At 66.8% G+C, this 24,826-nt stretch carries 25 protein-coding genes; 3 read left to right on the top strand and 22 right to left on the bottom strand.

Annotated features, from left to right (window positions below; genetic code table 11):
• Positions 1 to 137 precede the first annotated feature (137 nt).
• Complete coding sequence (locus tag ACQU6B_RS02025) at positions 138 to 1,637, top strand: DUF4032 domain-containing protein (RefSeq protein WP_430868376.1); 1,500 nt, start codon at positions 138 to 140, stop codon at positions 1,635 to 1,637.
• Here ACQU6B_RS02025 and rlmB read toward each other — a convergent pair.
• The 5 genes from rlmB to ACQU6B_RS02000 form a co-directional block, all read right to left on the bottom strand.
• Positions 1,634 to 2,602 carry a 23S rRNA (guanosine(2251)-2'-O)-methyltransferase RlmB gene (rlmB, locus tag ACQU6B_RS02020; RefSeq protein ID WP_430868375.1) on the bottom strand — a complete coding sequence of 323 codons (969 nt, stop codon included), beginning with the start codon at positions 2,600 to 2,602 and terminating at the stop codon, positions 1,634 to 1,636. The genes ACQU6B_RS02025 and rlmB overlap by 4 nt on opposite strands.
• Positions 2,603 to 2,628: 26 nt before the next feature.
• Positions 2,629 to 4,047, bottom strand: a complete 1,419-nt coding sequence (cysS, locus tag ACQU6B_RS02015) for a cysteine--tRNA ligase (protein ID WP_430868374.1) — start codon at positions 4,045 to 4,047, stop codon at positions 2,629 to 2,631.
• 96 nt (positions 4,048 to 4,143) lie between these two features.
• Positions 4,144 to 4,623: a 2-C-methyl-D-erythritol 2,4-cyclodiphosphate synthase gene (gene ispF / locus ACQU6B_RS02010; protein WP_430868373.1), complete on the bottom strand. Its 480-nt coding sequence runs from the start codon at positions 4,621 to 4,623 to the stop codon at positions 4,144 to 4,146.
• Positions 4,620 to 5,357 (bottom strand): IspD/TarI family cytidylyltransferase, encoded by a 738-nt coding sequence (locus ACQU6B_RS02005; RefSeq protein ID WP_430868372.1) that lies wholly within the window; start codon positions 5,355 to 5,357, stop codon positions 4,620 to 4,622. Before ACQU6B_RS02005 ends, ispF begins: the two co-directional genes overlap by 4 nt.
• Positions 5,354 to 5,836, bottom strand: a complete 483-nt coding sequence (locus ACQU6B_RS02000) for a CarD family transcriptional regulator (protein ID WP_430868371.1) — start codon at positions 5,834 to 5,836, stop codon at positions 5,354 to 5,356. Before ACQU6B_RS02000 ends, ACQU6B_RS02005 begins: the two co-directional genes overlap by 4 nt.
• 161 nt (positions 5,837 to 5,997) lie before the next feature.
• Between ACQU6B_RS02000 and ACQU6B_RS01995 the strand changes: the two genes are divergently transcribed.
• Positions 5,998 to 6,495 (top strand): hypothetical protein, encoded by a 498-nt coding sequence (locus ACQU6B_RS01995; RefSeq protein ID WP_430868370.1) that lies wholly within the window; start codon positions 5,998 to 6,000, stop codon positions 6,493 to 6,495.
• Between the two features lie 88 nt (positions 6,496 to 6,583).
• Here the strand turns inward: ACQU6B_RS01995 and pstB are convergent, their stop codons facing one another.
• The 6 genes from pstB to ACQU6B_RS01965 form a co-directional block, all read right to left on the bottom strand.
• Positions 6,584 to 7,363 (bottom strand): phosphate ABC transporter ATP-binding protein PstB, encoded by a 780-nt coding sequence (gene pstB / locus ACQU6B_RS01990; RefSeq protein WP_430868369.1) that lies wholly within the window; start codon positions 7,361 to 7,363, stop codon positions 6,584 to 6,586.
• 18 nt (positions 7,364 to 7,381) lie between these two features.
• Positions 7,382 to 8,347, bottom strand: a complete 966-nt coding sequence (gene pstA / locus ACQU6B_RS01985) for a phosphate ABC transporter permease PstA (protein ID WP_430869268.1) — start codon at positions 8,345 to 8,347, stop codon at positions 7,382 to 7,384.
• A gap of 14 nt (positions 8,348 to 8,361) precedes the next feature.
• On the bottom strand, positions 8,362 to 9,369 hold the full coding sequence (pstC, locus tag ACQU6B_RS01980) for a phosphate ABC transporter permease subunit PstC (RefSeq protein WP_430868368.1): 1,008 nt from the start codon (positions 9,367 to 9,369) through the stop codon (positions 8,362 to 8,364).
• A gap of 82 nt (positions 9,370 to 9,451) precedes the next feature.
• A complete protein-coding gene (locus ACQU6B_RS01975; protein ID WP_430868367.1) occupies positions 9,452 to 10,582 on the bottom strand; it encodes a phosphate ABC transporter substrate-binding protein PstS in 1,131 nt (376 codons plus the stop codon).
• Positions 10,583 to 10,716: 134 nt separating this feature from the next.
• On the bottom strand, positions 10,717 to 11,412 hold the full coding sequence (locus tag ACQU6B_RS01970) for a response regulator (RefSeq protein WP_430868366.1): 696 nt from the start codon (positions 11,410 to 11,412) through the stop codon (positions 10,717 to 10,719).
• The gene (locus ACQU6B_RS01965; RefSeq protein WP_430868365.1) at positions 11,409 to 12,521 is read right to left on the bottom strand and encodes a sensor histidine kinase; all 1,113 of its coding nucleotides are present in this window, start codon (positions 12,519 to 12,521) and stop codon (positions 11,409 to 11,411) included. The genes ACQU6B_RS01970 and ACQU6B_RS01965 overlap by 4 nt, the downstream gene beginning before the upstream one ends.
• 141 nt (positions 12,522 to 12,662) lie before the next feature.
• Between ACQU6B_RS01965 and phoU the strand changes: the two genes are divergently transcribed.
• Positions 12,663 to 13,322 carry a phosphate signaling complex protein PhoU gene (phoU, locus tag ACQU6B_RS01960; RefSeq protein WP_430868364.1) on the top strand — a complete coding sequence of 220 codons (660 nt, stop codon included), beginning with the start codon at positions 12,663 to 12,665 and terminating at the stop codon, positions 13,320 to 13,322.
• A gap of 109 nt (positions 13,323 to 13,431) precedes the next feature.
• On the opposite strand, the gene ACQU6B_RS01955 is transcribed toward phoU, so the two are convergent.
• The 11 genes from ACQU6B_RS01955 to ACQU6B_RS01905 form a co-directional block, all read right to left on the bottom strand.
• Positions 13,432 to 14,172, bottom strand: coding sequence for a phosphoglyceromutase (locus ACQU6B_RS01955; protein ID WP_430868363.1), 741 nt, complete (start codon positions 14,170 to 14,172; stop codon positions 13,432 to 13,434).
• Positions 14,173 to 14,247: 75 nt separating this feature from the next.
• Entirely contained in the window at positions 14,248 to 15,231 is a 984-nt protein-coding gene (locus tag ACQU6B_RS01950) for a lactonase family protein (RefSeq protein WP_430868362.1), read from the bottom strand.
• 156 nt (positions 15,232 to 15,387) lie between these two features.
• A complete protein-coding gene (locus ACQU6B_RS01945) occupies positions 15,388 to 15,702 on the bottom strand; it encodes a histone-like nucleoid-structuring protein Lsr2 (RefSeq protein ID WP_430868361.1) in 315 nt (104 codons plus the stop codon).
• Between the two features lie 361 nt (positions 15,703 to 16,063).
• Positions 16,064 to 17,530, bottom strand: a complete 1,467-nt coding sequence (lysS, locus tag ACQU6B_RS01940) for a lysine--tRNA ligase (RefSeq protein WP_430869267.1) — start codon at positions 17,528 to 17,530, stop codon at positions 16,064 to 16,066.
• A 49-nt stretch (positions 17,531 to 17,579) separates the two neighbouring features.
• Positions 17,580 to 18,479 (bottom strand): carboxylating nicotinate-nucleotide diphosphorylase, encoded by a 900-nt coding sequence (gene nadC, locus ACQU6B_RS01935; RefSeq protein ID WP_430869266.1) that lies wholly within the window; start codon positions 18,477 to 18,479, stop codon positions 17,580 to 17,582.
• Between the two features lie 40 nt (positions 18,480 to 18,519).
• Positions 18,520 to 20,220 carry an L-aspartate oxidase gene (locus tag ACQU6B_RS01930; RefSeq protein ID WP_430868360.1) on the bottom strand — a complete coding sequence of 567 codons (1,701 nt, stop codon included), beginning with the start codon at positions 20,218 to 20,220 and terminating at the stop codon, positions 18,520 to 18,522.
• A 97-nt stretch (positions 20,221 to 20,317) separates the two neighbouring features.
• Positions 20,318 to 20,806 (bottom strand): aspartate 1-decarboxylase, encoded by a 489-nt coding sequence (gene panD / locus ACQU6B_RS01925; RefSeq protein ID WP_430868359.1) that lies wholly within the window; start codon positions 20,804 to 20,806, stop codon positions 20,318 to 20,320.
• A gap of 89 nt (positions 20,807 to 20,895) precedes the next feature.
• The gene (gene panC / locus ACQU6B_RS01920; RefSeq protein ID WP_430868358.1) at positions 20,896 to 21,738 is read right to left on the bottom strand and encodes a pantoate--beta-alanine ligase; all 843 of its coding nucleotides are present in this window, start codon (positions 21,736 to 21,738) and stop codon (positions 20,896 to 20,898) included.
• A complete protein-coding gene (locus tag ACQU6B_RS01915) occupies positions 21,735 to 22,718 on the bottom strand; it encodes a Rossmann-like and DUF2520 domain-containing protein (RefSeq protein ID WP_430868357.1) in 984 nt (327 codons plus the stop codon). Before ACQU6B_RS01915 ends, panC begins: the two co-directional genes overlap by 4 nt.
• Entirely contained in the window at positions 22,711 to 24,318 is a 1,608-nt protein-coding gene (locus ACQU6B_RS01910) for a PH domain-containing protein (protein ID WP_430868356.1), read from the bottom strand. Before ACQU6B_RS01910 ends, ACQU6B_RS01915 begins: the two co-directional genes overlap by 8 nt.
• Positions 24,315 to 24,794, bottom strand: coding sequence for a PH domain-containing protein (locus ACQU6B_RS01905; protein WP_430868355.1), 480 nt, complete (start codon positions 24,792 to 24,794; stop codon positions 24,315 to 24,317). The genes ACQU6B_RS01910 and ACQU6B_RS01905 overlap by 4 nt, the downstream gene beginning before the upstream one ends.
• Between the last annotated feature and the right edge of the window lie 32 nt (positions 24,795 to 24,826).

Here is a 24,826-nt window from a genome sequence, read left to right as displayed (position 1 = left end):
GGGCGGACAGTTGAACTGTCCGCCCCGAGGTTTTTTACGCCCGCGATGAGTACAACCGCGGGATTACTCAAGCTTGTCCCCGCTCCCGGGCGTGGCCCTGGTGTGTGCGCCAACGCGCGGATCGCTACGCTGGAGCAATGCCGCTACACATCAACGGAGCAGGTCACCCCGAGTTCATGACGCTGCCCTGGTCCCTGCCCCTTCAGCACTGGCCGACCGACCAGATCGCGGCGCTGCCCCGCGGTATTTCGCGTCACGTGGTCCGCTTTGTGAAGCTGGACAACACGGTGGTCGCCATCAAGGAGACCAACGAGACCATCGCGGACCGGGAGTTCGCGCTGCTGCGCGAACTCCAGCGCCTGGGCGCCCCCTGCGTCGTGCCCCTAGCGGTGGTGTCAGGGCGCAAGAACGCGCTCGGAGAGCCGCTCGAGGCAGCGCTCATCACCGAACACCTGCAGTTCTCGCTGCCGTACCGCGCCCTCTTCTCGCAGGCGCTGCGCGGCGAGACCACCACCCGGTTCGTCGACGCCCTCGCCGTGCTCCTGGTGCGCCTGCACCTGCTTGGCTTCTACTGGGGCGACGTGTCGCTGTCCAACGCGCTCTTTCGCCGCGACGCCGCCGAGTTCACTGCGTACCTCGTGGATGCGGAGACCGGGGACCTGCACGCCAAGCTGAGCGAGGGGCAACGCTCGTATGACGTGGAGATCGCGTGCACCAACATCATCGGTGAGCTCATGGACCTCGACGCTCAGGGCAACCTCGAGGACACTGTCGACCCGATGGCGATCGCAGAGCGGCTACAGGAGCGCTACGCGGAGCTGTGGGAGGCACTGACCCAGACCGCCACGTACACCTCCAACATCCCCCTGCGCATCGCCAACCGAGTCAAGGAGCTCAACGACCTGGGCTTTGACGTCAGCGAGATGGATATGCGCGAGACCGAGGACGGCGACGCGCTCGTGCTCCGCGCCAAGGTGGTCGACGCCGGACACCACGCGCGGCGACTCATGCGGCTCACCGGCCTGGACGTCCAGGAGAACCAGGCGCGGCGGCTACTTAACGACCTCGACGAGTACCGCGTGCTCGTCTCACACCCGTCGGAGGACGAGGGCTATTCGGCGCATCAGTGGCTCATGAAGGTGTTCGAGCCCACCGTGCGCGCCGTCCCGCGGGAATTCCGCAAGAAGCTCGAGCCCGCGCAGGTCTTTCACGAGGTCCTCGACCACCGCTGGTTCCTCGCGGAGGCCGCCGGACACGACGTCGCGATGCCGGTCGCGGTCGCGTCCTATGTCAAGAGCGTGCTGCCCAACCGCCCCGACGAGCAGTCGGTGCTGGGCACCCCAGCGTCCGAACTCAACGCGGCGGAGATCACGGCTGAGCTGCCCGCCTTGACCAAGGAGGTCGCGGCGCGGGCCATGGAGGCGCCCACCTTCGAGGGCGACAACTCGGGCGCGTGGGGCGGGGAGATGGACCCCTGGGGAAGCGAGGACGGCGACGATGAGGACGACGCCGAGATCGACGGCGACATGTACGGCGAGGAGCCCGACGCCGCTCGGGCGTCGGCGCCCGAGGTCACGCGCAAGTCAACCAAGCGCGAACCCCCGGAACACCACCTCCCGAGTGGCGACGACGACTAAGCGGGAAGTGCGCGCCGCGCCTCGTAGAGCGCGATCGAGGCCGCAACTGAGGCGTTGAGGCTCTCCGTGGTTGCCACGATGGGGATCGACACGATCTGGTCGCAGGTCTCGCGCACCAGGCGCGACAGGCCGGCGCCCTCCGAGCCGATCACGATGACGATCGGGCCGTCGAGCAGGTTCGAGTCGTGCAGGTCCACCTCGCCGCCGGCGTCGAGGCCGATCACGAAGATTCCCGCCTTCTTGTACTCCTCGAGTGCACGCACCAGGTTCACCGTGCGCGCGACGGGCAGGCGCGCAGCGGCACCAGCGGAGACCTTCCACGCAGCCACCGTCACGCCCGCGGCACGACGCTCGGGGATGACGACGCCGGTGGCGCCGAACGCCGCGGCCGAACGCATGATCGCGCCCAGGTTGCGCGGGTCCTGAATCGAGTCGAGCGCGACGATGCGCGCCGGCCCGTCCGAGTTGTCCATCAGGTCCTGGTACTGCAGGTACTCGTACGAGGGCACCTCAAGTGCGATGCCCTGGTGCCGCGTGCCGTCGGCGAGGAGATCCAGCGAGCCCTTGGTGACCTCGCGGACCTCGATGCCGTGCTCGACGGCGAGCGAGACGATCTCGGTGACGCGGTCATCGGCGTCGATCCGGTTGAAGACGTGCAGGACGTGCGCGGGCATGCCCATGCGCAGCGCCTCGAGCGTGCTGTTGCGGCCGATCACGAGCTCGAGCGACGCGGACGTGCGGTCGCGCGGCGGCGCCTTGGGTGCGCGGCCCTGAGGCCGCTTCGACTCTTCGTACTCGGCCTTCGCCTTGGCCTTGTACGCCTTGTGATTGGGGCGGTCGGAGGCCTTGGGCGTGGGGCCCTTGCCCTCGAGTGCGCGCCGCTGGTGCCCGCCGGTGCCGACCTGCTGGCCCTTCTTGGAGCCTGACTTACGAATTGCGCCCTTGCGCTGTGAGTTACCTGCCATAGTGCGAATCCTACCTAGCCTGAGGGCTAGTCGTCTGCCGCGAGCGACCAGCGGGCCCCATCGGCACTGTCCTCGATCACGATTCCGGCGCCCGAGAGGCGGTCGCGAATCGCATCGGCAGCGGCCCAATCCTTGGTTGCGCGGGCCTCAGCGCGGGCGTCAATGTCGGCGCGCACCATGAAGTCGAGCGCGGCCAGCGCACCCGACGTCGAGGATTCGTCTCGCCACTGGTCCGAGCCAGGGTCCAGCCCGAGCACGTCGAGCATCGCGCGCACAGCCAGCAGCGCCGCGGACGCGGCGGCGTCGTCTCCGGCGGTGAGCGCCGCATTGCCTGCCCTGACCGTCTCGTGGATGTGGGCGAAGGCGCGCGGCACTGAGAGGTCGTCGTCCATCGCGATCACGAACGGCTCCGGGAGGGGCGCCGAGCGGACCTGCTCGCCGCTGGGAGCGCCGACCTTGTCGCTCGCCCGCGACACGAATCCGGAGAGCCTCACCCAGGTCGCCGTCGCGTCGTCGAGGGTCGAGTCCGCGTACTCCAGCATGGACCGGTAGTGCACGCCCGCGAGCGCGAGCCTCAGCGCAGCCGGGTGATAGTTCTCGAGCACCTCTGAGACCAGCAGCCCGTTACCGAGCGACTTGGACATCTTGGCGCCCGACTGCGTCACCCACGCGGAATGCATCCACAGGCGGGCGAACGGGTCGCCGGCCGCGTGCGACTGCGCCTGCTCATTCTCGTGGTGCGGGAAGCGCAGGTCCAGGCCGCCGCCGTGAATGTCGAACTCGTCGCCAAGGTAGCGCTTGGCCATGGCCGAGCACTCGATGTGCCAACCCGGGCGCCCGGGGCCCCACGGGGAGAGCCACGACGCCGTCTGAGGCTCGGTCTCCTTTCGGGCCTTCCACAGCGCGAAGTCGCGCGGGTCGCGCTTGTCGTCCGTCGGCGCGTCGGGCGCGGGGGTCAGGTCGTCGAGAGCCTGGTTGGTGAGCGAGCCGTATTCCGCGAACGAGCGCACGTCAAAGTAGACCGAGCCGCCGAGCTCGTACGCATGGCCGTTGTCGATGATGCGCGAGATGAGGCTGACCATCTGCTGAATGTGGCCCGTCGCGCGCGGTTCCGCGTCCGGCGCGATGACGCCCAGAGCCTCGTAAGCGTGGGCGAACTCGCGTTCATACTTGAGCGCGCGTGCCCACCACTGCTCGTGGTTCTCCGCGGCCTTGGCCAGGATCTTGTCGTCGATGTCGGTGACATTGCGCACTAGGGTCACGGTATTGCCGCTGCGCTCGAGCCAGCGCTGCAACACGTCGAACGCGACGGCGGAGCGCATGTGGCCAACGTGCGGGGAGCTCTGCACCGTGGCACCACACAGGTAGATGCCCACCCTGCCTTCAACCAGCGGCGTGAAGGCGCGCTCGGAGCGCGTCGCGGTGTCGTACAGGTGCAAGGTCACGGGGTTCAGGCTACCGCTCGCGACGTGCCAGGCAAAGGTGGCGCCACCGAGCGTCGTCTAGCGCGGCCGATGCGCATTCGCGCCAGGCGGTTCGCTTCAGCCCTGGCGCTGCACCACTAGGGCAGTGGCGAGCGCGGCGATGCCCTCGCCCCGGCCGGTCAGCCCGAGTCCGTCGGTGGTGGTTCCGGCGATGGACACCGGCGCGCCGATGCACTCGCTGAGGACGCGCTGGGCCTCCTCGCGGCGCGGCGCAAGCTTGGGCCGATTTCCCACCACCTGGATCGCCACGTTGCCAATCTCGTAGCCCGCGGCACGCACCATCCGGGCGCACTCCGCGAGCAGCGTCACGCCCTTGGCTCCTGACCACTCGGGTCGGTCCGTGCCGAACGTGGACCCGAGGTCACCCAGGCCCGCCGCGCTGAGCAGAGCGTCGCACGCGGAGTGCGCTGCCACGTCCGCGTCGCTGTGGCCCTCGAGCGAACGCTCGTCGGGCCAGTCCAGACCGGCGAGAGAGAGCCCAAACTCGTCCCCGTAGGCGTGGATGTCGACGCCGATTCCGGTGCGCGGGATGATCATGGAGCCTGCCTTTCCAGAGCGTTCTGAGACTCGGCGCTCAGCAGCACCTGCGCAACGTGCTCCGCGAGCGGGAGGTCGCTCGGCAGCGTCACTTTGAAGCCCCACTCGTGGCCCGCGACCGCCACCACCCTGCCGCCCGATGCCCTGACCAGCTGGGCGTCGTCGGTCGCCGACGCATCGGCGTGCGCCAGGTGTGCGGCACGCAGCGCAGCCCCCGCGAATACCTGGGGGGTTTGGACCGCACGGAGTTGATCGCGGTCGACGCTTTGGCCGAGCGTTCCGGCACAGGACGGCGACTCCACGAGGGTGTCGACCACCGGCACCACGGGGATGGCGCCGTCCGCTCCGTCCTGAACGGCGGCTATCGCCGCGCGCGTCACGGACGGGTCCTGGAAGCCGCGTGCGGCGTCGTGAACCAACACCACGTCTGGCGCGGGTTGCCCCTCGGCGAACAGCACGTCCAGCGCCGCGGAGACCGACTGTTGCCGCTCGGCTCCCCCGCTTATCACGCGGATCCGCTTGCCGTCGAGCGCGGGGAGGCCGCGCAGGGCGTCCTCGAACTCGGCCAAATGGGAAGTTGGCGCCGTCACGACTACCTCATCGCACGCATCGGCAATCCGCAATACTGCCCACACGACCAGCTCACGCCCGGCGAGGGGCACGAGCGCCTTGGGGAACTCTGCGCCCAGGCGTGAGCCCGAGCCGGCGGCCGTGACGACCGCCGCTATCCTCACGAGGCGAGGACTGCGTCCAGGCGGGACTCCGCGGTCGGCTCGTCGCACTTCTCCGCGAGAGCGAGCTCGCTGACAAGAATCTGACGTGCCTTGTGGAGCATCCGCTTCTCGCCGGCGCTGAGGCCCTTGTCCGTGTCGCGGCGCGACAGGTCACGCACCACCTCGGAGACGCGAATCACGTCGCCCGATGCGAGCTTCTCGACGTTTGCCTTGTAACGACGCGACCAGTTGGTCGGCTCTTCGATGTAGGGCTCGCGCAGCACGTCGAACACCTTCTCGAGTCCGGCCTGATCGACAACGTCGCGGACGCCGACGAGGTCGACGTTTTCCGCGGGAACTTCAATGGTCAAGTCGCCCTGCGCCACCTTGAGCTTGAGATAGGTCTTCTCCTCGCCCCTGACCGTTCGCTTCTTGATGTCCTGAATAAGCGCGGCCCCGTGGTGCGGGTAGACGACGGTTTCTCCGACGACAAAGTTCATAGTGAAATGTTCCCCTTCATTGCGGAGACCCATTCTACCACCGTAATTTGGTCCACTATCAGGTGCCCTATTTGCCGGGCGGTAACGACGCGCCGGTGGCAACGCATCGTGGAATGCGACTATTCTGGTGGGGCACTCAAGCCCTGGAAAGGACTCCCCCTGTGAAGCTCTTCGCGCCCGCCCGCGTGGCGATTGTCGCCGTCGTAGGCGCCGTGGCCCTCGCTGGCTGCACCTACGTCAATCCCATCATCACTCAGCAGCACTACGCCCCCGCCGACGGGCTACAGGCGCAGATCGGCGAGGTGCACGCGAGCAACCTGATCATCGTCACCACCGCTGTCGACGAGCCGGCCTCGCTCATCGGGAGCCTCTACAACGCTGGCGACGACGACGCCGACATCGTGTTCGCCCTCGACGGCTCGCACGGCGTCACTGTGACCGTGCCGGCAGGCGCCCAGGTCAGTCTCGGCGTCGATGCCGACGTACCCGTGCTCGCGTACGCGCCGGTCGCACCAGGGCTCGTCGCCGATGTCGCTATCCAGTCCGAGGCGACCGGGGTGTTCACCACCCCCGTGCCCGTCCTCAACGGCGCGCAGGAGGAGTTCATCCCGGAGCTCGAGGCGCTGTCCGAGGTCGAGGTCCCCCCGTACGAGTCCTAGCCTCGCGCTGCTTACTCTTTAAGCCATCAACGACGAAGGGCCCGGGGATAACCCCGGGCCCTTCGTCGTTCAAGTATGCGACGTCGACTCAGCCGAAACGGCCGGAGATGTAGTCCTCGGTAGCCTTCTCCGAGGGCGTCGAGAACATCGTCGCCGTGTCGTTCATCTCGATGAGCTTGCCCGGTAGACCGGTACCAGCGATGTTGAAGAACGCGGTGCGGTCGGCGACACGTGCCGCCTGCTGCATGTTGTGAGTCACGATCACGATCGTGTAATCGTTCTTGAGTTCCTGCATGAGGTCCTCGATGGCCAGCGTGGAGATGGGGTCAAGCGCCGAGCACGGCTCATCCATCAGCAGGACGTCGGGGCGGATAGCGATCGCTCGCGCGATGCAGAGCCGCTGCTGCTGGCCTCCGGACAGGGACGAACCGGGCTTGTCCAGCCGGTCCTTCACCTCGTTCCACAGGTTTGCGCCCTTGAGGGACTCCTCGACCAGGTCCTCGGCGTCGCCCTTGGAAATACGACCGCTGTTGAGCTTGACCCCCGCGAGAACGTTCTCCGCAATGGTCATGGTCGGGAACGGGTTGGGGCGCTGGAACACCATGCCGACGTGCCTACGCACCGCGACCGGGTCGATGTTGCTGGCGTAGAGATTCTCTCCATCCATCAACACCTCACCCTCGACTCTGGCTCCCGGAATCACCTCGTGCATGCGGTTTAGGGTGCGCAGGAAGGTCGACTTGCCACAACCCGAGGGGCCGATAAGGGCGGTGACCGAGTTGGGCTCGACCGCGAGTGAAACATCCTCTACAGCAAGGAACTTGCTGTAGTAGACGTTGAGGTTATTTACATCAATGCGCTTCGACACGTGAGCTCCGGATCTTTTCTAACGGCCAGTCTTGGGCGAGAAGTACTTGGAAATAAGGCGCGCTATCAGGTTAAGCGCCATAACAATGAGGATGAGAACCAGAGCCGCAGCCCAGGCCCGCATCTCGGTGATCTCTGCGACACACGGGATGGTGGGGTCGTTGCAGGGCTGTTCGCCCTTGCGCCACTCGGCCACGATGTACACCGGCAGGGTCATCATGCGGCCCTCAAAGAGGTTGAGGTTCATCGAGTCAGCCGCGCCCACCGCGATCAGCAGCGGGGCGGTCTCTCCGATGACGCGGGCGATCGCGAGCGTGATGCCGGTGGTGATACCCGCCATTGCCGTGCGCATGACCACCTTGGTGATGGTGAGCCACTTGGGAACGCCGAGGGCGTAGGCAGCCTCGCGCAGCTCGTTGGGCACCAGGCGGAGCATCTCCTCCGAGGCGCGCACCACGACGGGGATCATCAGGACGGACAGCGCGACCGCGCCGACTATCCCGAGTTTGGTACCCGGCCCCACGATGATCGCGAACACGGCGTAGGCAAACAGACCGGCGACGATGGACGGGATACCGGTCATGACGTCCACGAAGAACGTCACGGCCTTCTTCAGCTTGCCGGTTCCGTACTCGACCAGGTAGATCGCGGTGAGCAGCCCGATCGGCACGGAGATGATGGTCGCTGCGAGCGTGATGAGTAGCGTTCCGTAGACGGCGTGAAGGATCCCGCCCTCGGGCATCCCGCCAAAGACTCCGCGCATCGACTGCGTAAGAAAGTCCATGTTGAAGTTGGCGTCGCCGTTCGAGTCGACGAAGAACCGCTGCGTGCCGCGGCTGACTACGGTGACCGAGAGCCAGATGAGCGGAATCACGGCGAGCGAGAATGCCAGGTACACCAGCACCGTCATGCCCGAGTTCTTGAACCGTCGACGCGAGCTCAGCTGACCGATCGTCGACTTGCCCGACGTTCCGGCCGCGTTCATGGTGGTTTGAGACATCAGTTGGCCCCCGAGAATTCAGAACGGCGCGAGACTATCCAGCGCGCGAGCATGTTGACGAGCAGGGTGATCACGAACAGCGCGAGGCCCATTGCGATGAGCGCTGACACGCCCTCCGAGTTGGCCTCGGGGAACTTGAGCGCGATATTGGCGGCGATAGTGTTCTGCTGTCCTGCCTGCAGGACAGCGACCGAGTACGAAAGCCCCGGGGAAAGGATCATGTAGACCGCCATGGTCTCGCCGAGCGCACGTCCGAGCCCTAGCATCGTGGCCCCGATCATGCCGGAGCGGCCGAAGGGGAAGACGGCCATCCGCACCATCTCCCAGCGGGTGGCGCCCATGGCTAGCGCCGCCTCCTCGTGAAGCTTGGGGGTCTGCAGGAAGACCTCGCGCGTCACGGCGGTGATGATCGGGATGATCATGATCGCAAGCACGATTCCCGCCGACATCGCTACACGGCCGGTGTTGGACACCGTCCCGGTCAGCGGGTCGGGGGCGAAGAATGGGATCCAGCCGAGGTTTGTCCCCAGCCAGTTGTAGAACGGCTGCAGCACCGGCAGCACCACGATCGCGCCCCAAAGTCCGTACACCACGGATGGGATTGCTGCGAGCAGGTCGATGACGTATCCGAGGCTCGAGGCGAGCTTGCGCGGTGCGTAGTGAGAGATAAAGACTGCGATGCCGATGGACAGCGGCGCGGCAATCACGAGCGCGATGCCCGAGATCAGCACGGTGCCGAACACCAGGTAGCCGATGATCTCGATAAGGCTCTGGCCCTGGTCCGGGCGGATCCAGTCGACCTTCTCCGCTAGCTCGGCGCTCGACGAGGTCATCGCCGGCCACGCTTCGACTAACAGGAACGTCGCTACCGCGGCGAGGGTGACGAGGATAAGGCTGGCAGATACGAGGGAGACGCCGCCGAAGATCTTGTTGGCCTTCGAGGCCTTGTGCTCCGTCAAAGGCACTGCTGACGCCTCATAGTTCGGGTGCTCTTCAGTCGTTGTCACGCGCTATCTCCGTTAGAGGCCGACATGGGAAGTGGTGGACTCATCCTCGCGGATGAGTCCACCACCAGTCCAGTTGAATGTACTAGTTACCCGAGATGGTGTTGAGGATTCCCGTGATCTCTGCGGACAGGTCCGCGGAGATGGGAGACGAGCCGGCTGCGGAAGCCGCTGCCGCCTGGCCCTCGGGCGATGCGATGTAACCGAGGAACCCGGTTACGAGGTCGAGCTCTGCTGCATCATCGTACTGCTGGCAAAGGATCTCGTAGGAGACGAGCACCAGCGGGTAAGCACCTGACGCGGTCGTGGTGCGGTCCAGCTCGTATGCGAGGTCGTTCGCGCCGTTCGCGCCCTCAGCGAGGGGCGATGCGTCGACAACTGCTGCAGCTGCCTCGGCGGAGAAGGGCACGTACTCGTCGCCGACCTTCAGCGAGACGGTACCGAGCGAGCCGGCGCGCGAAGCGTCGGCGTACCCGATGGTGCCGCTGGTGTCCTGGACGATCTGGATGACAGCGGAGGTTCCGGGGCCGGACTCGCCGAGGTCGTTGGGCCATTCGCCCGAAGCCTCGTAGGGCCACGAGGACGAGGCCTTCTCGAGGTAGTCAGTGAAGTTGTTCGACGTACCGGACTCGTCCGCGCGGTGCACGGTGGTGATCTCGAGGTCGGGAAGGTCGACGCCCTCGTTCTGAGCCGCGATAGCCGCGTCGTTCCAGTTGGTGATCTTGCCGTCGAAGATCTGCGCGATGGTGTCGGCGTCCATGTTGAGGTTGTCGATTCCATCAAGGTTGAAGACGACGGCGACCGGCGAGATGTACAGCGGCAGGTGCACGGCACCCGCGTCGCCGTCGCAACGCTCAACAGCGGTTGCGTACTCGTCAGCGTCCATCAGGGAGTCCGAGCCGGCGAAGAGCGTGCCGCCGTCGAGGAACTGGGTGCGTCCGCCGCCCGAGCCGACCGGGTCGTAGTTGACGGTGACGTCAGGGTTGGCGGTCTGGAAGCCGGCGCGCCATGCTTCCATAGCGGATTCCTGCGATGAGGCACCGGCACCGTTGAGCGAACCGCTCAGTGCCATGGCCTCGGGTGCCGCGGTAGCTGCATCGGTTGCTACAGCCGACGTAGATTCGGTGGGCTCTTCGTTCGAGGGCGAGCACGCGGCCAGGGCGAGCGTCAGCACGGTCGCGGTGGCGATAACGCCGGTGCGAGTTGCGATCTTCACAGTCGATTTCCTCACTTGCTTGGGTCACCGGCTCTTTGCCGGACATCACCCAATCTAAGGAGCCAAGGTAACGGCACCATAGGGCAAATCTGAACGCTGGGTGAACGTTGGGTTAACGCAGACGGGGGCATATTTCAGGGCTCGAGCGTGTAGCCCACTCCGCGCACAGTTTGGATGATGACCGGCTCCGAAGGAACCGCCTCGATTCGGCTGCGCAGGCGCTTGATGTGGACGTCCAGCGTCTTGGTGTCTCCGAAGTAGTCGGCACCCCACACCCGGTCGATGATGACCTGACGCGGCAGGACGCGGCCCGCGTTCTGCGCCAGCAGAAAGAGCAGAGCGAACTCCTTGGGAGGAACCGACTCCGCGGCGCCCTCGCGGGTGAGCGTGAGGCGCTCGGGGTCCAGGGTCATCCCCGCGACGGTGAGCCGCTCGGGCTCATCCGGGATGCCATTCATGCCGTTCGCCTGGCGACGCAGCACGGCGCGCACTCGGGCGACCAGTTCACGCCCGGAGTACGGCTTGGTGACGTAGTCGTCAGCGCCAAGCTCGAGTCCGATGATCTTGTCGACCTGGTCGTCCTTAGCCGTCACCATGATGATCGGGACGTCGGAGCGCTCGCGGATCTCGTGGAACACCTCCGTGCCGGAGAGACCGGGGAGCATCAGGTCCAGCAGGATCACGTCTGCCCCGTCGCGGGCGAAGGCCGCTACCCCCTGCGGCCCAGTCTCCGCGAGCATCACCTCGAAACCCTCGCGTCGCAACAGGAAGTTGAGCGAGTCGCGATACGACTCCTCGTCCTCGACTACAAGGATGCGTGCCTCGGTCATTGTTCCCCCTGATGTGTCTGAAGCCTAAGTGTGAACGTGGAGCCGACGCCGGGCTGAGACCAGACGTCGACAGCCCCCGCGTGCTGCAATGCGACGTGCTTGACGATGCTGAGCCCTAGCCCCGTGCCGCCGCTCTCTCTGGACCGGGCCGGGTCCGTACGGAAGAAGCGCTCGAAGATGCGCTCCTGGTCCTTCAAGTCGATGCCGATGCCCTGGTCCATCACCGCGATTGACACCGTGTCGTCGGCCTCCGTGCAGGAGACGGTTACCCGCTTGCCCGGATTCGAGTAGTGGACCGCGTTATCCACCAGGTTGCGCAGCGCCATGAGCAACAGGTCGTGGTCGCCGAGCGCCATCGGGGTCGCCTTGATATCCGCGGTGATGGTGATGTCCTTGGCTTCCGCCGCCAGGTGGGCGCCATCGATAGCCTCTGCGATGACGGCCGCGATGTCCACGTCCGCGTGAACCAGCACCGAGTCCCCACCCTGGAGTCTCGATATCTCGATGATCTCCTGGATGAGTTTGGTCAGGCGTCGTGTCTCCTTGCGCATCTTGCCGGCGAAGGACCGCACCATGTGCTCATCGTCGGCGCCCTCCTCGATGCTCTCGGCGAGCAGCGACAGGGCACCCACCGGAGTCTTGAGCTCGTGCGACACGTTGATGGCGAACTCCCTGCGCGACTGCTCGGCTAGGCGGAGCTCTGTGTTGTCGTTGACGACGGCGAGGACCAGGTCCTCATCTAGCGGCACTGCGCGGACGTGCACCTGGGACGTGACGCCCAGGACTCCCCGCTTCACCGGGATCTCCTCCTCAACGGCCTCGCCGCGCTTCCAGGCCACCTCCGCGAGGTCCGCGACCGCGGGCAGGAGAGCGCCGTCCGGGCGCGCGACCCCGATAGCAGTCGCAGGGTTATTCACGAAGGCCGCCCGGCGGTCGCGGCGCACAATCACCGCGCCTGACTGGAGTACCGACAGCAGTTGGCGGGTCCGGTGTGGCACCAGCGTGCGCGCGATAATCTCCTTGCGACGCCTACGGTGCACCACCAACGCGACCGTCAGCGCGCCAACAGCGGCGCCTATCACTGCGGCAAGCCACACGTCGGGGTTCATGTGGTCACAGTAACGAGCCAATGGGGTGTTTACCCAATGTTCACGGCTTGCACCGAATGTTCACCCTGATAGCCTCACAGATCCGTCCTACTGACGGCAACCGATGCGACACTAATGGGGACATCACCTTCTAGGAGAACTATGCGCACGCTGTTTACCGCCGAACTATCGGAACTCGCCGACGACCTTATTGCGATGAGCCAGCACGTCGAGTCCGCGATCACTCGCGCCTCGGAGGCGCTGCTGACGGAGAACGTCGAACTCGCGCAAGCCGTGATCGCCGACGACGCCAAGCTCGATGACCTCGAGCAGATTGTCGACGAACGCTGTGTCCTGCTCATTGCCCAGCAGCAGCCGGTCGGCCTGGACCTGCGCACGCTCGTCACGAGCCTGCGCATCTCCGCTGGACTCGAGCGCATGGGCGACCTTGCGCAGCACATCGCCGAGGCCGCGCGCCGCTCGTATCCCGAGTCCGCGATCCCTGCTTCGCACCGTGACATCTTTGAGGGAATGACGGTGGCCGCCAAGCAGACCGCGTCAGAGGTGATCGAGCTCATGCAGAGCCGCGACCTCAACGTGGCCGCGCGCATTGTGAGCGACGACGACCTGCTCGACGACCTGCACTCGAAGGCCTACGGATCCCTGCTCGCCGAGGGCTACACCGGCAGCACTCAGGAGACGCTCGACATCGCGCTGATCTCGCGGTACTTCGAGCGCTTCGGTGACCACGCCGTGAACGTCTCGCGCCGCATCGTCTACTTGGTCACGGGTGACCTGACCGGCGGCCGCGGCTCAATCTAGACGCGAGGCATCTCAGCCGGCCCAGACATAGGTGAGGGGCCCCGATCAGGTTTCAATTGAAACCTGATCGGGGCCCCTCACTCGTCTACGGGCTTAACTCCGCCTGCGGCTACTTCTTACCCTGGTTCGCCACTGCGGCGATGGCCGCCTCAGCGGCGCTGGGGTCGAGGTACGTGCCGCCGGCCTTGATCGGCTTGAAGTTCTCGTCGAGCTCGAACACCAACGGGATTCCCGTGGGCACGTTGACGCCGGCGATGTCCGCGTCGGGGATGTCGTCGAGGTACTTGAGGATGGCGCGGATTGAGTTGCCGTGCGCGGCAACCAGCACCGTCTTGCCTGCCTTGAGGTCCGGCACAATGGCACCGTTCCAGTAGGGAAGCGCGCGCTCTAGTACGTCCTTGAGGCATTCGGTCTTGGGGGTGTCCTCGCCGGCGTAGCGAACGTCGTCCACCTGAGTGAACTCGTTGCCCGCGGAGATCTCGGGCGGCGGCACGTCGTAGCTACGGCGCCACATCATGAACTTCTCTTCGCCGAACTGCTCGAGCGTCTCGGCCTTGTTCTTGCCCTGCAGGTCGCCGTAGTGGCGCTCGTTGAGGCGCCAGTCGCGCTTCACCGGGATCCAGTGACGATCAGCCGCGTCGAGTGCGAGGTTGGCGGTCATGATCGCGCGGCGTAGCAGCGACGTGTGGACCACGTCGGGGAGGATGCCCTCCTGCTTGAGAAGCTCGCCACCACGAATTGCTTCGCCCCAGCCCTTCTCGTTGAGGGGCACGTCCACCCAGCCGGTGAATAGGTTCTTGGCATTCCATTCGCTCTCGCCATGGCGGAGCAGGATCAGTGTGTAGGTCATTTTTCTATTCTTACGCATTCGCCGCCTCAGCGCGAATGACCTTTGTCCCAGAAACCAGACCGCATGAGGCTGGGCCTAGCGGCTCGCGCCCACCACGCATGCTGGGCTCGTGACGGGGAAGCTAGCGTGTGGCACTTGGGCCACCTCCGCTACACCGGATTCGGGCGGCAGGGCGAGCACGTCCGCAAGCCCGTAACGGCGCACCTCGTGCCCGCGCTCGGCTCCCACCCAGAGTTCCTCGTCGATCACCGCGAAGTGCCGCGGCCAGAAGCCTGCGTCGAAGGAACCCCGATACCGCGCCTGACCCTCCGGGCTGAGATCGAATAGGGCGATCACGTCCGCGCCGCGCACGCTCACCAGCAGGACGTCAGCCCCCCGGGGGTTGCTCACGATCGCGATATGCCCGTCGGCGACCTCCTCCCCGGTGCGGTGCGGCGCCGTCGTGGACGCCACCTCCGCCACCACGTCGGCCGATGCCGAGGCGGGGTCCCAGCGCAGCGTCCGCAGTTGGTGATCAAGTTCGCACGTGACGTAGATGAGGTTGCCGAGCACGGCGAAGTGCCTGGGACCGGAGCCGGGCGGCAAGGTCGCGGCGATGCCGTCCTCGGCCAGCGCCCCGGCGTCATCGATCCGGTAGCGGCGGAGTTCATCGGTCCCGAGGTCGGCCACGAGCAGGTGCCTTCCCCCTGGGGCGAACCCGGACGAGTGCGCGTGCGGGGCCTCCTGCCTATCTGGCCGGGCGCCGCTACCCGCGTGCCCCAGCATCTGGTCGGGACCGTCTGCGGCAAACCTCCCGTCCTCCAGGAGGCCGAGAACCGCGACGTCGCCGCTCATGTAGTGGGTGACGTAGAGCGTACGGGCGTCCGGCGCGATGAGCAGGTGGCAGCCGGCGTGACCCCCCGTCGAGAGCGACTGCACGAGCGCGGGCTCGGACGGCTCGTTCACGTCGATCAGGTGGACGACGCTCGGGTCCGCCTCGGTGACCGCATAAAGCAGTGGCAACACGGGATGCACTACGACAAAACTGGGCGCCGGTAACTCAAAAGCCAGCTCGGGCACGCCGCCATTCAGGCGCCACAGACCCTCGCCTAGTCCCTCGGGAGTACCTAAGCCCGCCGCGGGATATGTCCCCCACCACTGCACCGATTTCCGGGCGGAACATTCCGCCGCCGTTTCCGGTTCGGGGGATTGTGCCGAGTGCCCCTCAGTAGTCAATTACTGAGCCGCGTAATACGCCTCGCGAATCTTGGCCGGGATGCGACCGCGTGAGGAAACGTCGTGACCGTTGTCCTGCGCCCATGCGCGAATCTTCGCAACGTCGCCCTGCGTGCGGGGACGGGCAGCGCTCTTGCGGCCAGTAGTGCGGCGGCCGGCTTCGACGTAGGAAGAGAAGGCAGCGCGCAGTTCCGAGGCGTGAGCGGCGTTGAGGTCGATTTCGTACGTCACGCCGTCGAGAGCAAATCCAACCGTTTCGGTTGCGTCTCCACCATCGAGGTCATCGACTAAAACAACTTGAATCTTCTGAGCCATGGTGAACGCCAATCTTTAGGGACTAGTTGAATACAGACTCACATACTACGTCCCGTATCGCAATCATTCGGCCGAAACATTGGCATTACACCTAGAGCGAAGTAATTTTTAATAAACGCGCAACTGCCATGCGAGACACTCGCCTAAAGCGCATCGGCTGGCTTATCGGATTCCTAAGTCGTAGGGGACTGGGCATTCCGTGTCTTCGCAATTGCGGCTTGCTCGGCGTCATACGCCGCGTCCGCTACGGCGAGCGCAGCCCGCTCATTGCGGTCCGCCCGCAGCACGCCGCGCATCGCATACCAGAACAGGAGACCGACGCCGATTGACGGAATTATTCCCACGGCATAGGGCACCCAGTTCACGATTCCTCACCGGGCTTCACCAGCGGGAACGTGATGGTTTCCCGGATGCCGAGGCCGGTGAGTGCCATGAGCAGTCGATCAATCCCCATGCCCATTCCACCGGCGGGCGGCATCGCGAACTCCATTGCAGTCAGGAAGTCCTCGTCAACGCGCATAGCCTCGTCGTCACCCGCCGCGGCCATCCGCGCCTGCTGCTCGAAGCGCTGGCGCTGGATAACGGGGTCGACCAATTCCGAATACGCGGTGCCGAGTTCGAAGCCTCGGATATATAGATCCCACTTTTCCACAATGCCATCGATGGTGCGGTGATCGCGCGTCAGCGGCGAGGTCTCAACCGGGAAGTCGCGCACAAAGGTGGGCGCGTATAGGTCGTTCCCTACGTAGTGCTCCCACAGTTCCTCCACGAGCTTGCCGTGATTGACATGCGCGGGATTTACGCTGATATCGACCGCGTTGCACCACTCGAGGAGCTGCGCCACCTCCGTCTGCGGCGTGACCTCATGCCCGAGAGCCTGGGACAAAGACCCATACATTGTCAGCGCGGCCCATTCGCCACCGAGGTCATATTCGGTGTCGTCCGCGAGTGTCACGACCGTCGATCCGAAAACGTCGGTGGCGGCGCCCTGAATCATCGACTGCGTAAGTTCCGCCATCGTGTTGTAGTCGCCATAAGCCTCGTAGGCCTCGATCATCGAGAACTCCGGCGAGTGCGACGAGTCGGCGCCCTCGTTACGGAAATTGCGGTTGATCTCGAAGACCTTCTCGATTCCGCCGACTACCGCGCGCTTCAGGAACAGCTCGGGGGCGATACGCAAATACAGGTCTAGATCAAACGCATTCATGTGGGTCACGAACGGGCGAGCCGCCGCCCCACCGTGCTGAGTCTGCAGCATCGGCGTCTCGATCTCGATGAATCCACGCTGATGCAGGCTCTCGCGCAGCGAGCGCATGACGTGCGAGCGGTTGCGAACCGTGTCGCGGGCCAGCGGCCGCGCGATCAGGTCAACGTAGCGCTGACGCACGCGACCCTCCTCGGAGAGCTCCTTGTGCAGGACCGGCAGCGGGCGCAGCGCCTTGGCGGCCAGCGCCCAGGAGTCCGCGAAGACGGACACCTCGCCGCGCCGCGACTTGATGGCTCGTCCGTGCGCGAACAGGTGGTCGCCAAGGTCGACGTCAGACTTGAAGGCCGCGAGAGCCTCCTCGCCAACCTCCGCGAGCGAGAGCATGATCTGCAGCCGCTCGCCCGTCCCGTCCTGAACCGTGGCGAAGCACAGCTTGCCGGTGTTGCGCACGAACACCACGCGACCGGCAACGCCGACCACGTCAGTGGTTTCCTCGCCGTCGTCGAGGTGCGCGTAGGCAGCCTTAACGTCGGCAATCTCGTGGGTCCGGGGGACAGAGACCGGGTAGGCCTGTCCGCCAGAGGCGATGATGCGGTCGCGCTTATCGCGCCGTACGCGCATCTGTTCGGGGAGGTCTAGCTCGTCAGTCACCCTCTTAGGGTACCCGCGCCTACCGGAGGTCGAGCGCGAGGTCGATGATTGGCGACGAGTGGGTCAACGCACCGACCGACATGTAGTCCACGCCGGTGCGCGCGACGTCTGCCGCGTTGGCCACGGTGAGTCCCCCGGTTGCCTCGAGCCAGACCTTGCCGATGTCGTGCTCTAGGGCGCGCACCGACGCCACCACGGAGGCCATCCGCTGACTGTCCATGTTGTCCAGCATGAGGAACGTCGCTCCGGCCGCCAGCGCCTCGTGGGCCTGCTCCCAGGTCTCCACCTCCACCTGGATGGGCGCCTGCGGATAGGCGGCCTGGATGGCGTCGAAGGCTGCGCTCACCGAGCCGGCGGCGACGATGTGGTTGTCCTTGACCATCGCGCAGTCGTACAGCCCCATCCGCTTGTTGATCCCGCCCCCGCATCGGACCGCGTACTTTTCCAACTCTCGCAGGCCCGGAGTGGTCTTGCGCGTGTCGAGCACCTTCGCGCCGGTGCCCGCGAGTGCGTCTACCCAGCGCCGCGTGTGCGTGGCCACCCCACAGGCCCTCGACATGAAATTCAGCAAGGTGCGCTCCCCCATCAGCACCACGTGGCCGGGGCCCTCGAAGTGGGCTACTGCGGTCGCGTCCGGGACCACGTCGCCATCGTGAACCAGGATGTCGAGCATTGGCACGGGAAGGTCAAACCTGTGCGCGACCTGGGTGAGTACCTCGCGCGCGATTTCCGCGCCCGCGACCACTCCGCTCTCGCGCATCACGAGCGACCCCTCGACGGTGGTGGAGGCGGAGATGGTCGACTGCGCCGTGACGTCGCACCCGGGGTCACCCCCGAGGTCCTCGTCCAACGCGCGCGCCACTGAGTCGGCGAGCCACTCGGCGTTGAGGGGGGCGCTCTGGTCCATGTGCTCCGGCATCTTCACATGGCCAGGCTACCGCCACTCGTGTTTCGAGTTGTTAACCGAGTTCTAGCGGCGCGTGCACGCGCTTGAGCTCGCCGCCCGGACCCAGCAGCGAGGCGAGCCTGAGTCGCCAGTGGTCGTCGTCGCGCTCGGGGAAGTCCTCGCGGACGTGACCGCCGCGGGACTCCTGGCGCGCCTGCGCTGAACCCACCAGCACCGCTGCAGTCGCGAGGATGTTCGAGGTCTCCCATTCCGCCAACTGCGGCACCGTGGGCGCCTCGTCCTCGGTCTGGAACCTCTCCCGCAGCCGCGAGAGCTTCGCCGCCGCGGCGCTGAGTCCCTCCGCGGTACGCACGGGGCCGGCCCCGGCGTGGGTGATCGACTGAATGCGCGGGCGCATCGTCGCTGGCACCAGCGTCGTGGGACCCGCCCGGTCCACTGGTTCGTGTTGAGAGACCAGCCCGTCAGCGACCACGGCGGCCGCGTCGGCGGCGGCGCGCTTGGCGAACACCAGGCCCTCGAGCAACGAGTTGGACGCCAGTCGGTTGGCGCCCTGGACGCCCGTGCAGGCGGCCTCCCCGATCGCGTAGAGACCCGCCTTGGTGGACCGCCCGCGCAGGTCCGTGAGGATCCCTCCGGAGTGATAGTGCTGAGCCGGCGCGACCGGGATGAGGGCGTGCGCCATGTCGATCCCGCGTTCGGCAAGTCGCGCGTGGATGGTCGGGAAACGCTCGCGCAGGAACCCGCTGCCGAGGTGGCGGCAGTCCAGGAAGACGTTGTCGGAGCCCTCCTCGTCCATCATCGCGACGATTCCCTTAGAGACCACGTCGCGGGGCGCGAGCTCGGCCATGTCGTGCCGGCCCACCATGAAACGCTCACCCGCCGCGTTGAGCAGGTAGGCGCCCTCGCCGCGCACCGCCTCGGAGATGAGCGGCTGCTGACCGGTGGCCGCGGCGCCCTGCCAGAGGACCGTCGGGTGGAACTGAACAAATTCGATATCCGCGATCGCCGCGCCCGCTCGCAGGCCGGCGGCGAGCCCATCGGCCGTCGCACTCGGGGGGTTGGTCGACGACCGGAACACCTGCCCGATGCCGCCCGTCGCGATGATCACTGCCTTGGCCAGCGCCGCGCCGACCCCGTCGCGGGTGCCCTCGCCCTTGATGTGCAGCGTGACGCCGCAGACCGCGCCAGCGTTGCCGTCCGCGTCGGGCGCCGCGGTGAGCAGGTCGACCACCATCGCGTTCTCGATGACCTCGATGCCGGGGTCGCTGTAGACGGCCTCGAGCTGGGCGACCAACGCCCGGCTGATCTCCGCACCCGTCGCGTCGCCGCCGGCGTGGGCGATGCGGTCGCGGTGGTGTCCGCCCTCGCGAGTGAGGGTGATCTCGCCGTTGGCCTGCAGGTCGAAGCGCGCACCGCGCTCCATCAGCTCGCGTACGCGGTCGGGCCCCTCGGTCACCAGGGCGCGTACCGCCTCCTCGCTGCACAGCCCCGCGCCGGCGACGAGGGTGTCCTGGAGGTGCTCCTCCGCGGTGTCCTCCGGGTGCAGCGCGGCGGCAATTCCTCCCTGCGCCCAGACCGTCGAACCTGAGCTGAGCTCCCCCTTGGTCACCACGAGCACCCGGTCCACCTTGGAACGCAGCTCTAGCGCCGTGGTCAGGCCGGCAATGCCGGAGCCCACCACGATGACATCGGCGGAGGTGGTCCACCCGGGCTGTGGTGCGGCGAGGCGCTGGACGAATCGGACGTCGGTCATGAGTGAACGCTACCCGTTCGACCGCTTGCTACGTGCGCACCGTAAATCGAGGGGTGCGTTGTCGCACTACGCACGCGCGAAGCGCGGCGGGTGCGATTTACGGTGCGGACGTAGTGGGCGAGTCCTTGAAGGCCTGCCATCCCGTCGCGCGGAAGTCGCGCAGCGGCAGGCCCGAGCGCTCGAGCCCGGATCCGTCGGGGACGTCTCCCGGCTCGTCGCACTGTTGCACCACTCGGTTCTGGGCGTCGACGAACACCACAGCTGGCTGATAGTGGTGCGCCTCCTCGTCGCCGATCATCCCGTAGCTAATGATGATCACCAGGTCGTCGGGGTCGATCAGGTGCGCGGCCGCGCCGTTGATGCAGATCTGCCCGCTGTCGGGCTCACCCGGGATCGCGTAGGTGGTCAGGCGCGCGCCGTTGGTGACGTCGACGACGTCCACCTGCTGACCGGGCATGAGGTCTGCCGCCTCCATGAGCGTGGCGTCGATCGTGATCGAGCCCACGTAGTGCAGGTCGGCCTGAGTCACGGTGGCGCGGTGAATCTTGGAAATCATCATGGGGCGCTGAAGGGTCTTGAAAGTCATGGGGTCCTCCCTGGTAAAACTCGTAAAGGATGGGATTCGGTCGCGATAGCCGATGCGCGGGCTCGGTCCACCCCGGCGGCGCGGCTCACCTAGCGTTCTCGGGCTATGTGAGAGGAAACGTTGTCGATGAGCCGTGTCTTCCCGACCCTCGCCGCGACCGCGATCACGACCTCACCACGGTAGTCGCCCCGCACCGGTTGCGCCGACAACGGGTCCAGCGCCGCGAAGTACTCCACCCGCGCGGACGGGACGCTCGCCAACACCTCGGCCCCGGCGCGCAACGCCTCCGGGACGGCGGCTCCCCACCTGGCCGCGGCATCGGCCGCGAACAGGGCCCGCGACAGCACGAGCGCATCGGCTCGCTCCCCCGGCGACAAGAACACATTGCGCGAGCTGCGCGCCAGACCGTCGTCGTCGCGCACCGTAGGCGCCACCGCGATCTCGACGGGCACGTTCAGGTCGCGCACCATGGTGCGGACTGCGATCACCTGTTGCGCGTCCTTCTCGCCAAACACGGCCACGTCCGGGCGCGTCAGGTGCATGAGCTTGAGCACCACGGTCAGCACCCCGTCGAAGTGTCCGGGTCGCGAGGCGCCCTCGAACACGTCGCTGATCGCGCCCGCGGACACCGTCACGATGGGGGTGCCGCCCGGGTAGACGTCATCCACGTCGGGCGCGTAGAGGATGTCGACGCCCTCCGCCTCCAACAACGCGGAGTCGGCGTCTAACGTGCGCGGATAGCCCTCGAGGTCCGCCGGGTCGTCGAACTGCAGGGGGTTCACGAACAACGTGACCAGCACCTCATCCGCGATGGCGCGCGCGTGGCGCACCAGCGCCAGGTGGCCGCCGTGGAGTGCGCCCATCGTCATGACGACGGCACGGGTTCCCTGCGGCGCTCGGCTCAGTTCACTTGCCCGGGTCACTGTCCTCATGGCATGACCTCTCCGGTCGAACCCAGCGCGGCAATCAGGTCCGCGTACTGCGCGGGGCCGATGCGCTGGCCCGCCAGGGCGAGGTCCGCCGTCGCGCGCGCCATCGCGACATACGCGTGCAGCATGTCCGGATCCGCCGACAGTGCCGCGACGTGCGCGGCCACGGTCTGGGCGTCGCCGCGGACCACGGGCCCGGTGAGCGTAGTCACCGCTCCCGGAGCCTCACTCAGCGCGCCCTCGACCGAAGCGTGGACCACGGGGCCGAGCAACCTGCCTGGCTCCTCGATACCCAGGCGCGCGAGCACCGCGCTGGATTGCACCACCGCGGTCACCACGTGGTTCGCCGCGTGGCAGATGGCCGCGTGATAAGCGGGTCGATCCTCGTCGGCAATCACGATGGGCTCGCCACCCATCTCCACCGCGAGCGCCAACGCGATAGGGAGCACGCCGGCCGGGGCGCTCACTGCGAAGGTCGCGTTGGCGAGGCGGGTGTGGTCGAGTGACGTGCCCGTGAATGTCATCGCCGGGTGGATCGCCAGCGTCAGCACGCCCTTCTGAGCGGCGGCGGCTAGCACCTCGGTGCCAAAACGGCCGGCGGCGTGCACCGCTATCTGGCCCGGGCGCCACGCGTCGACAGCGGCCAGCCCCGAGACCAGCTCGCTGAGCGCGTCATCCGGCACCGTCAGCAGCACCAGATCGGCCGCCCTCACCACCGACTCCGGGTCCAGCTGCGGGACCCCCGGCAGTAGCGTCTCAATCCGGCTTACCGATTCCTCCGAGACCCCAGACGCGCCCACCACGGTGTGTCCGGCGCGCCGCAGCGACGCCCCAAGGACCGCGCCGACGCGCCCGGCTCCCACCACGCCGACCGCGAGGCGGCCCGGCTTGGGCCTGGTGGCCTCGACGGCTTCAGTGGCGCCGATGGTCACCAAGTTCTCCGAATTCTCCGAGTTCGCCAAAGTCTCCGTGTCGTCAGGCATCGAGGCCCACCGCCTTCATCCACTGTTCTGGCGTCTGGTGCCTGCGTCCCTCGCGCGCGCGCTCTGCCTGCGCGTCGAGCAGCGCGATCGCGTCGTCGACCCCCAGGTGCTTCGCGACGGGCTTGACCGGACCGTTGGTGGAATGGACCTCGACAGTCGCCAACCCGAGCGCGCGCTGGAGGGGCCCCTGCTGCAGCGCGAGCGACTGGGTGCGGGCGTGGGGCACGATGCTGACCTCCCTGACGAATCGCCCGCTGCGAATCAGCAGCGCGGACTCGGTGGCGCGGACGCCGCGCTGGCGCCACTGAAGCAGGTCGTAGGCGCGGGCGCGCGCCGGCGAGGCGGTAAATCCATGGTCGCCACCCGTGCCGCTCATCGCGGCGAGAATCGGGCTGTCCGCGCTGGCGCCGTCCGCGCCCACCAGGCCGAGGTCAGGCAGCACCAACCAAATGGCCTCGAGCGCCTCCGCCTCGCTGCCCACCGGGAGCAGGGTCGACACCGCACCCTGGTCGTCCTGATATCCGGCGACGTTGATGGTGACCTCCCACCAGCCTGACCTGCGCCACCACCACGACTGGCGGAGCTGCACCGCCTGCACACGCCCGGGGGGAACAGTCTGCCTGCGCGTCTCGAGGAGGCCGTGACGCAACCTGATTCCGTCCTGCGAGACCCCGGCGGTGAAGCCGAAACCGCGGTTCAGCTTGGTCCAGAAGTAGCCGAACAGACCCGCGATGACGGGCACTGCGGTCACCAGCGAGGTGCCCACTACTGCACTCAGCACGTCGCCGATGTCGACCCGGAAAATGATCATCAGCGCTACCACCCACACCGGGGTGAGTACCAGCCAGAACGTGGGCCAGGACAGCGCGATAGAGGCGATGAGCCTGCCGTTGGGCACCTTGTACATCGGGCGCTCCGCGGCGGCCGGGCGGTCCGTGCGGTCGCCCGCCGCTGACTGCCGCAGGCCTCCGAACACGATGTTGTCGCCCTGCAGCGCTCCGGCGCTGGCGTCCGCGGCATCGGCCTGAGAGGAGTCCGTTGGCGGCGTCGGGTCGGAGTCGGCACCGCGCCGCTTGTAGCCGGCGGCGAGCTCCACTATCTCGTTGCGAAGGGCCTCGGCATCGCCGATGCGCAGGTACTCGAGGGCAATCCCGGAGTTCTCGCCCCCGGCCACCTCGATGCGAATCGCGCCAAAGCCGGTGAGCCGCGCCAAGAGCGGCTGCACCACGTCTACCGCCTGCAGTCGGTCCAGCCGCGCCTGCCGCTGCTGGCGGAACAGCACTCCCTTGCGCTGGTAGACGGCGTCGTCGCCGATCCGGTACTCGTTGAAGCGCCAGGCAACGTAGCCGCCGCCCGCGATGAGCAGGACAATCCCAAAGAGAACCGCCGCGATGAGAATGACGGAGATATGCGTCGCGCTAATTGCCTCAGTGACGCCGTCGTCGCCGGCGACCCAGTCGGGCGCGCGCGAGATCACCAGGTAGAAGAGCACCGCTCCCACCAACGGCCATGCACCCAGGAAAGGGGACACGGGGTGCACCCTGGTCCACTCGCGCGGCGCGCGGTACACGCGACCGGCGCGCGCCTGGACGTCGCTCACAGGCCCGCCAACTGGGCCTCGCCGCGCGTGGTCAGCCGGTCACGCAGGCGCGCGGCCTGCGCCACCGGGACGCCGGAGATGTGGGCATCGGTGCCCGGGGAAGCGGTGTGTAACTGGATGCTCGCGATCCCGAACATCCGCGCAACAGGGCCAGCCTGCACCTCGACGTACTGCATGCGGCCGTAGGGCACCACCGTCATGCGCCGCTGCATTCGGCCGCGCTTGATCACCAGGTCGTCGTCCCGCTCGGCCCACGCGTGCGCGCCTACCTGCCGCACCACAACCCAGGTTCCCCACAGGCCCGCGACGAGCGCCACGATGACCCCGACGAACCACCACCCGCCGACGAGCGCCTGCACCACGACGAACGGGACGATAAACACCGCCACCGTCACCCACACCGAGATCAGTCGTGCGGGGATCAGGCGTCGCGACACATACGTCCATTGGGCATCTTCGGGATTCAACCAGCTCATCCCGCTAGTCTGCCACCCGCAGGACGGCGGGG

This window comes from Demequina aurantiaca (genome assembly GCF_050598105.1).
In the GTDB taxonomy this organism is placed as follows: Bacteria; Actinomycetota; Actinomycetes; order Actinomycetales; family Demequinaceae; genus Demequina; species Demequina aurantiaca_A.
Note: the sequence above shows the minus strand (reverse complement) of the source record. Positions and strands in the feature narration are given on the sequence as shown.